Source organism: Neisseria sp. HMSC068C04, assembly GCF_001810105.1.
GTDB lineage: Bacteria > Pseudomonadota > Gammaproteobacteria > Burkholderiales > Neisseriaceae > Neisseria > Neisseria flavescens_B.
In genome coordinates this window covers 1-375 of sequence record NZ_KV799923.1, presented here as the reverse complement: position 1 = coordinate 375, position 375 = coordinate 1, and the positions used below count along the sequence as shown (strand labels likewise).

General features: G+C 38.9%; 1 pseudogene. It reads left to right on the top strand.

The annotated features are described in order from the left end of the window. Nucleotides 1-53 precede the first annotated feature (53 nt). Nucleotides 54-375, top strand: a pseudogene (locus HMPREF2700_RS03090) (hypothetical protein); the annotation flags it as partial.

The window sequence follows — 375 nt, the reverse complement described above, 5'->3', positions numbered from 1 at the left end:
ATATCGCTAGGGCAATAGAAAGAACGTTTGTAGTTCCCAAGAAGTCTTTTGGTATGTACAAGTCCGCTGAAGTGCATACTAAGCCGAAACGCCGCATTCCAAAAAGTCTTATATTCGTAGCCTTGTTTTTACCTTTATTAATTGGTTTTGCCGTTTATACCATTAATGGAATGAGTAAACGATTTAACCAAGAGGAAAAACAACAGACAGCGGCATTGACTCAAACGGATACAACGGATGAAGCTACAACCTCAGAAAGTAGTACACCGCCTCAACCGAATACGACTAGTAGTTTAAAGCCTGAAGATTTTGTACCTACTCTAGCCGAAAAACCTGAAAGCAAACCCATTTATGACAATGTAAGACAAGTTAAAA